The sequence below is a fragment of the Pseudonocardia sp. EV170527-09 genome, assembly GCF_008369905.1.
In the GTDB taxonomy this organism is placed as follows: Bacteria; Actinomycetota; Actinomycetes; order Mycobacteriales; family Pseudonocardiaceae; genus Pseudonocardia.
In genome coordinates this window covers 21,332-27,919 of the sequence record NZ_VRMC01000073.1, presented here as the reverse complement: position 1 = coordinate 27,919, position 6,588 = coordinate 21,332, and the positions used below count along the sequence as shown (strand labels likewise).

The 6,588-nt window shown below is 75.7% G+C and carries 7 protein-coding genes; 3 read left to right on the top strand and 4 right to left on the bottom strand.

Features of this window, described 5'->3' with window-relative positions; all coding sequences use genetic code 11:
• Window positions 1–5: 5 nt before the first annotated feature.
• Window positions 6–1,286 (top strand): DUF349 domain-containing protein, encoded by a 1,281-nt coding sequence (locus tag FVA95_RS20725; protein ID WP_240051632.1) that lies wholly within the window; start codon window positions 6–8, stop codon window positions 1,284–1,286.
• A gap of 31 nt (window positions 1,287–1,317) precedes the next feature.
• Here the strand turns inward: FVA95_RS20725 and FVA95_RS20720 are convergent, their stop codons facing one another.
• A complete protein-coding gene (locus FVA95_RS20720) occupies window positions 1,318–1,764 on the bottom strand; it encodes a hypothetical protein (RefSeq protein ID WP_060711211.1) in 447 nt (148 codons plus the stop codon).
• Entirely contained in the window at window positions 1,761–3,257 is a 1,497-nt protein-coding gene (gene miaB / locus FVA95_RS20715) for a tRNA (N6-isopentenyl adenosine(37)-C2)-methylthiotransferase MiaB (protein ID WP_149665650.1), read from the bottom strand. The genes FVA95_RS20720 and miaB overlap by 4 nt, the downstream gene beginning before the upstream one ends.
• A 63-nt stretch (window positions 3,258–3,320) precedes the next feature.
• Between miaB and FVA95_RS20710 the strand changes: the two genes are divergently transcribed.
• Together FVA95_RS20710 and FVA95_RS20705 are read left to right on the top strand one after the other, a co-directional pair.
• A complete protein-coding gene (locus FVA95_RS20710) occupies window positions 3,321–4,286 on the top strand; it encodes a TAXI family TRAP transporter solute-binding subunit (RefSeq protein ID WP_149665649.1) in 966 nt (321 codons plus the stop codon).
• Between the two features lie 153 nt (window positions 4,287–4,439).
• Window positions 4,440–4,712, top strand: a complete 273-nt coding sequence (locus FVA95_RS20705) for a hypothetical protein (protein WP_149665648.1) — start codon at window positions 4,440–4,442, stop codon at window positions 4,710–4,712.
• A gap of 12 nt (window positions 4,713–4,724) precedes the next feature.
• Here FVA95_RS20705 and FVA95_RS20700 read toward each other — a convergent pair whose 3' ends face one another.
• Together FVA95_RS20700 and FVA95_RS20695 are read right to left on the bottom strand one after the other, a co-directional pair.
• Window positions 4,725–5,117 (bottom strand): MerR family DNA-binding transcriptional regulator, encoded by a 393-nt coding sequence (locus tag FVA95_RS20700; RefSeq protein ID WP_149665647.1) that lies wholly within the window; start codon window positions 5,115–5,117, stop codon window positions 4,725–4,727.
• 3 nt (window positions 5,118–5,120) lie between these two features.
• The gene (locus FVA95_RS20695; RefSeq protein WP_149665646.1) at window positions 5,121–6,575 is read right to left on the bottom strand and encodes a HAMP domain-containing sensor histidine kinase; all 1,455 of its coding nucleotides are present in this window, start codon (window positions 6,573–6,575) and stop codon (window positions 5,121–5,123) included.
• Between the last annotated feature and the right edge of the window lie 13 nt (window positions 6,576–6,588).

The window sequence follows — 6,588 nt, the reverse complement described above, 5'->3', positions numbered from 1 at the left end:
GACCCGTGCCCACCCCGGCCGCGGTCGCACCACCCGCGCCGCCCGCCGCCCTGCCGTCCCAGGTGCCCTCCGCGGCCGACGACCCGGGCCGCTGGGGCCGCGCCGACGACGACGGCACCATCACCCTGTTCACCGCCGACGGCGAGCGGGTCGTCGGCTCCTACCAGGCCGGGCCGCCCGCCGAGGGCCTGGAGCACTACGCGAAGCGGTTCGACGCGCTGGTCACCGAGACCGAGGTGCTCGCCGCGCGGATCGCCGGCGGCGGGGACGCGAAGGCATCGCTGACCGCGCTGACCGCGCTGCGCGCCGGCCTCGACTCCGCGCACGTGGTCGGGGACGTGCCCGCCCTGCGCACGCGGCTCGACGAGCTGGTCGGCCTCGCCGAGCAGGGTGTCAGCGCGGCGAAGGAGGAGCGCGAGCGCGCCCGGCACGACGCCGTCGCCCGCAAGGAGGCGCTGGCCGTCGAGGCCGAGAAGATGGCCGTGGACTCCACCCAGTGGAAGCAGGCCGGGGACCGGTACAAGGCGATCCTCGACGAGTGGCGCACCATCCGCGGCGTCGACAAGAAGACCGACGAGCAGCTGTGGAAGCGCTTCTCGAAGGCGCGCGAGGCGTTCAACCGGCGGCGCGGCTCGCACTTCGCCGACCTCGACCGCCAGCGGGTCACCGCGAAGGCCCGCAAGGAGGAGCTCGTCGCGCAGGCCGAGGCCCTCGCCGACTCCGACGAGTGGAACGCGACCGCGGCCGCCTACCGCGACCTGATGACCGAGTGGAAGGCGGCGGGCCGCGCCCACCGCGAGGCCGACGACGCGCTGTGGGTCCGCTTCCGCGGCGCGCAGGACCACTTCTTCGCCCGCCGCGGCGAGCACTTCTCCGCCCGCGACACCGAGTTCGCCGAGAACGCCGAGGCGAAGCGGGCGCTGCTCGCCGAGGCCGAGACGATCGACCTCTCCGACCCGGACGGCGCACGGGCCCGGCTGCGCGAGATCCAGGAGCGTTGGGAGGCCATCGGCAAGGTCCCGCGCGAGGAGATCCGCACCCTGGAGGGGCGGCTGCGCGGGATCGAGGACAAGGTCGCCGCCGCCGCGGACGCGCAGTGGCGCCGCACCGACCCCGAGACCCAGGCACGCGTCGAGCAGTTCCGGTCGCGGGTCGAGCAGTTCGAGGCGCAGGCGGAGAAGGCCGAGGCCGCCGGTGACCGCAGGCGCGCCGAGCAGGCCCGCGCGCAGGCGGCCCAGTGGCGGGAGTGGCTCACCGCCGCCGAGCAGGCGGTCGACGAGCGGTAGGGAACGGTGTGGGCGGCCCGTCCGGGCGGCCTCAGTCGCGCTGCAGCGCGGCGCCCGCCCACACGAAGGTCAGCAGCACCACGGCGACCACGCCGAGGACCATCCCGAACCCGGGACCTGCCTCAGCGCCGGTCTGCTGGGACCAGATCGCCCACAGCCCGTTCACCGAGGAGATCCCGCAGCCGAAGGCCGCGAACCACGCGAGTGCCCACAGCCGGGTCAGCAGCGCCGCCGCCGACACCACGACGGCGAACCCGGTCATCGTGAACGAGAACAGCGTCGGGAGCGGCCCGGAGGTGCCCGAGGACAGCACCTGCCAGCCCGGCGTGCCCGCCACCCACGGCAGCAGCAGCGCGGCGACCGCGGCGACGATCGCCACCGCGATCAGCATGGCGCGCGCGCCAGGGTCGATCCGGCGGGCGACGCCGCGCCCGGCCCGGTCGATCTCGGCGCGGGTCTGCGGGGACACGTCGCTCATCGGGGACCTCCGGTGGTGGCGGGGACGCCGCAGGACGGCGCGGCGGGAGCCGGCTCGGACGCCGGAGCACCGAACGCCGGCAGCCCCAGCGTGGTGGGTGCCCCGGACGGGCGCTCGCCGGCCTCGGCGGCGTCGCCGGCGCGGGTGCGGCGGTGGGTGAGCACGCCGCCGTCGGCGACGAGGTGGTGCAGGGCGCCCCGGTCGATCCGGACGGTGACGACGTCCCCGGGCCGGATGCCGGTCGCGGTACCGGGCGCGAAGTGCACCAGCCGCCCGTCCCGGGCACGACCGGTGAGACGGGCGGTCGCCGCGTCCTTGCGACCCTCGCCGGTGGACACCAGCAGCTCCACCACCGTGCCCTCCTGCGTGCGGTTCTCCTCCCAGGAGATCCGCTCCTGCAGTGCGACGAGGCGCTCGTAGCGCTCCTGCACGACGGCCTTGGGCAGCTGGTCGGGCAGGTCCGCGGCCGGGGTGCCGGGCCGCTTCGAGTACTGGAAGGTGAACGCCGCGGCGAACCGGGCCCGCTCGACGACGTCGAGGGTGTCGGCGAAGTCCTGCTCGGTCTCGCCCGGGAACCCGACGATGATGTCGGTGGTGATCGCCGCGTGCGGGATCGACTCCCGCACCTCGGCCAGGATCGAGAGGAACCGCTCCGACCGGTAGCTGCGACGCATCCGGCGCAGGACGTCGTCGGAGCCGGACTGCAGGGGCATGTGCAGCTGCGGGCAGACGTTCGGGGTTTCGGCCATCGCGGCGATGACGTCGGAGGTGAAGTCGCGCGGGTGCGGGCTGGTGAACCGCACCCGCTCCAGCCCCTCGACCTCGCCGCAGGCCCGCAGGAGCTTCGAGAAGGCCTGACGATCGCCCATGTCGCTGCCGTAGGCGTTCACGTTCTGCCCGAGCAGGGTCACCTCCAGCACGCCGTCGGCGGCGAGGGTCTGCACCTCGGCGAGCACGTCGCCGGGGCGGCGGTCGCGCTCCTTGCCGCGCAGCGACGGCACGATGCAGAACGTGCAAGTGTTGTTGCAGCCCACCGAGATCGACACCCAGCCGGCGTAGGCGGAGTCACGGCGCGCGGGCAGCGTCGAGGGGAACACCTCGAGCGCCTCGGCGATCTCGACCTGGGCCTCGTCGTTGTGCCGGGCGCGCTCCAGCAGGGTCGGCAGCGCGTGCACGTTGTGCGTGCCGAACACGACGTCGACCCACGGCGCCCGCCGGGTGATCGTGTCGCGGTCCTTCTGGGCCAGGCAGCCGCCGACGGCGATCTGCATGTCCGGGTTGGCGACCTTGCGCGGGCGCAGGTGCCCGAGGTTGCCGTAGAGCTTGTTGTCCGCGTTCTCCCGCACCGCGCAGGTGTTGAACACGACGACGTCGGCGGTGTCGGGGTCCTCGGCCCGGGCGTACCCGGCGTCCTCCAGCAGACCGGCCATCCGCTCCGAGTCGTGCACGTTCATCTGGCACCCGTAGGTGCGCACGGTGTAGCTGCGGCTCACACACCCGAGGGTAGGCGCCCCGGCGAACGGCGCCGGGACGGGGCCGTCGGGGATGATGGCCCGATGCACCGGTCCGGTCCCCCGCTGACGCGGCGCGCCCTGCTGGGTGCGGGCGTCGTGCTGGGTGCGGGGGCGGTGCTCCCGGGCTGCACCGGCCCGCGGCCCGCCGAGCCGCTGGTGATCGCCGGCGGGGTGCAGCCGGGGGTGTACATCAACCTCGCGCGCACGCTGTCGGAGATCTGGCACGAACGCCTCGGGCTCCCCGCGGCCCCCCGGGTGCTGGAGACGGCGGGCAGCGCACAGAACATGGAGCTGCTGACCGACGGGCGGGCGGCGGTCGCGATCAGCCAGGTCGACGTGGCCGCCGACGTCGCCGCGCGCGTCACCAGCCCGACCGAGCCGCGCGCACTGGCCCGGCTCTACGACGACGTCACCCACCTCGTCGTGCGTGCCGACTCCGGCCTGCGCAGCATCGCCGACCTGCGCGGACGACGGGTGTCGATCGGCCCGGGCGGCAGCGGCTACCAGCCGATCGCGATCCGGCTGCTCGACGTCGCCGGGATCGGTGTCGCGGGCCCGGGCACCCGCGCGGAGCTGGGGCTGCCGGACGCGGCGACGGCGCTGGCCGAGGGCCGTCTCGACGCGTTCTTCTGGTCCGGCGGGGTGCCCACCGACGGGGTGCGGGAGCTCGCGGCCCGGGTCCCGATCCGGCTGCTGGAGCTCGGTGGGGTGCTCGACCGGATGCGTGAGCGGTACCCCGTCTACTCCGTGGCGACGGTCCCGGCGAACACCTACGGCCTGCCCGGCCCGGTGTCGTGCCTGTCGGTGCGCAACGCGCTGCTGGTCACCGAGGGGATGGACGCCGACCTGGCCCGCGCGCTGATCCGGGCCGCCTTCGACGAGCAGCCCCGGCTGGCGCAGGCCAGCCCGGCCGCGGTGACCGTCGACTCGCGCTCGGCCATCGGCACCCAGCCGATCCCGCTGCACGACGGCGCCGTCGAGTTCTACCGGGCCACGAAGGGCTACTGACCTCGCTGACCTCACTGACCTCGCTGACCCCGCGCGGACAGGTCGAGCACCGTCTTCCCCGTCGCGCAGCGACGCGCCGCCCACGAGGTCCACGACGCCGTCGAAGCCGCCGGGGGCGAACGCGCGCAGCCGGTCGATCGCACCGGGCGCGCGGTGGTCCACGAACGCCGCGCCGGTCCCGGTGACGACGTCGCGCTCGGTCCCGCCCGCGGTACCGATCACCTCGGGCCCACCGGCGCGGGCCAGCTGGGCGACGGCCAGCCCCACGCCCCCGCCGATCCCGTCGACCAGCAACCGGCCACCGCGCGGCAGTGCCAGCTGGTCGACGACGTCGAGCGCGGTGGTCCCGGCGACCGGCACGGTGGCCGCCCACTCGTCGGACGGCGCGTCCGGCGTCCGGGCCGTGGCCGAGCCGAGCAGCAGTGACCGTGTCCCAGGTCACCGGTCGGCGGACCCGGCCGGGCGCACGGCGGCGAGGGCCGCCCGGTGCTCGCTGTTCCCGGCCATGAGGCGTTCCGGGGCGTCGACGGCGGTCCCGAGGGTCCCCATCGCCTCGCGCAGCCGGTCCCGCTCACGTGCCATCGTCGCGAAGGCGTCCTCGGCGGTCCGCAGGCTCGGGGTGTCCACGCACGGCAGCAGCCGGGCGATCGTGCGGCTCGACAGGCCGGCGTCGAACAGCGTCCGCAGCAGGGCGACGCGCTCGGCCTCCGGTGTCCCGCACTCCCGCTGGCCGCCGCTGCCGCGGGTCGGGGCGAGGAGACCCTGCTGCTCGCAGTAGCGCAGCATGCGTGCACTCACGCCGGTGCGTTCCGCGAGCTCGCCGATCCGCATTCCTCACACGTCCTCTCCGGGGGCGGGGGGCCGGTCACGCACCGCGGAGGGCGCGGGCCGCAGCCACAGTGTGCCCCGCAGCCCGCCGCCGGGTGCGTCGCTCAGCTGCAGGCTCCCGCCCGCCGCGGCGGCGGTCCGCACCGCGATGGCCAGGCCGAGCCCGCTGCCCTCGACGTTGGTCTGCCCGGGTGCCCGCCAGAACCGGTCGGTGGCGCGCGCCTGGTCCTCACGTGCGAGGCCGGGGCCGCCGTCGACGACGCTGACCCCGATCCGGTCGGCAGTGCGCAGCGTCGCGACCCGCACCCGTCGCCCGGGCGGGGTGTACTTGAGCGCATTGTCCAGCAGCGCGTCGAGCACCGACTCCAGCGCGGGCTCGCCGATCAGGGCGTGCAGGCCGCGTGGGCCGCTGCGGCGCAGCTCGATCCCGGAGTGCTCGGCGAGCGGCCGCCAGTTGTCCACCCGTTCGGCGACGACGACGTCGAGGTCGGTGTCCTCGGCGACGCCCGGGTCCTCCACCGCGCGCTCGGCGCGGGCCAGCGCGAGCAGTCCGTCGAGCACCCGGGACAGTCGCTCGGCCTCCTCCATCGCCGCGAGGTGGTCGTCGGCGGCGGCCGGGTCGACGTGCCCGTCGAGGTTGGACAGCCGCAGCCGCAGCGCGGTGAGCGGGTTGCGCAGCTGGTGGGAGGCGTCGGCGACGAACGCGCGCTGGGCGCCGAGCGCCTCGCGCACCGTCTCGGTCATCCGGTCGAACGACTCGGCCAGCGAGCGCAGCTCCGGCGGGCCGCTGCGCCGCGACGGCGGACCGGGCGGCCCCCCGGCGAGGACGGCCGTCCCGACCCGGTCCATCGCCTCGTCGAGCCGGCGGACCGGGCGCAGCACCCAGGCGGTCAGCGGCAGCGCGACCAGGGTCCCGACGAGCAGCGCGAACACCGCGGCCCCGGCGATCAGCGACCAGGTGCGCACCGCCTCGGCCCGCAGGGCGTCGGTCGGGGACACCGTCACCACCGCGCCGACCACCTCGCCGTCGACGAGTACCGGCTCGGCCAGCACCAGCGGCCGGTCGTCCCACGGCATGAGCAGCGGGTAGGTCGAGGAGCGGCGCCCGGCGAGCGCGACCTCGGTCCGGTCGACGGCGTAGTCCCCCAGCTCGGGCAGCCGGTCGGCCGGGCGGGAGGCGGTCACCGTGCGCCCCGCCCGGTCGAGGACAAGCACCGCGACGCCGTAGACGTCGTCGTAGCGGGTGATCTCGTCGGTGAACGTGGTGAGCGCGGAGCTGCCCGCGGGGGTCTCGATGAGCGGGCGCTGGGCGGTGGAGGCGAAGGAGATGGTGTCGGTGAGGCGGTCGGTGAAGACCTCCTCCTGGGCGCGCTGGGCGGCGGTCCAGGCCAGCGGGACGCCCAGCCCGGCGGCGAGCAGCCCGACGAGCACGAGCACGACCAGCAGCAGCCGGCTGCGCACGTCGCCGTTCCCC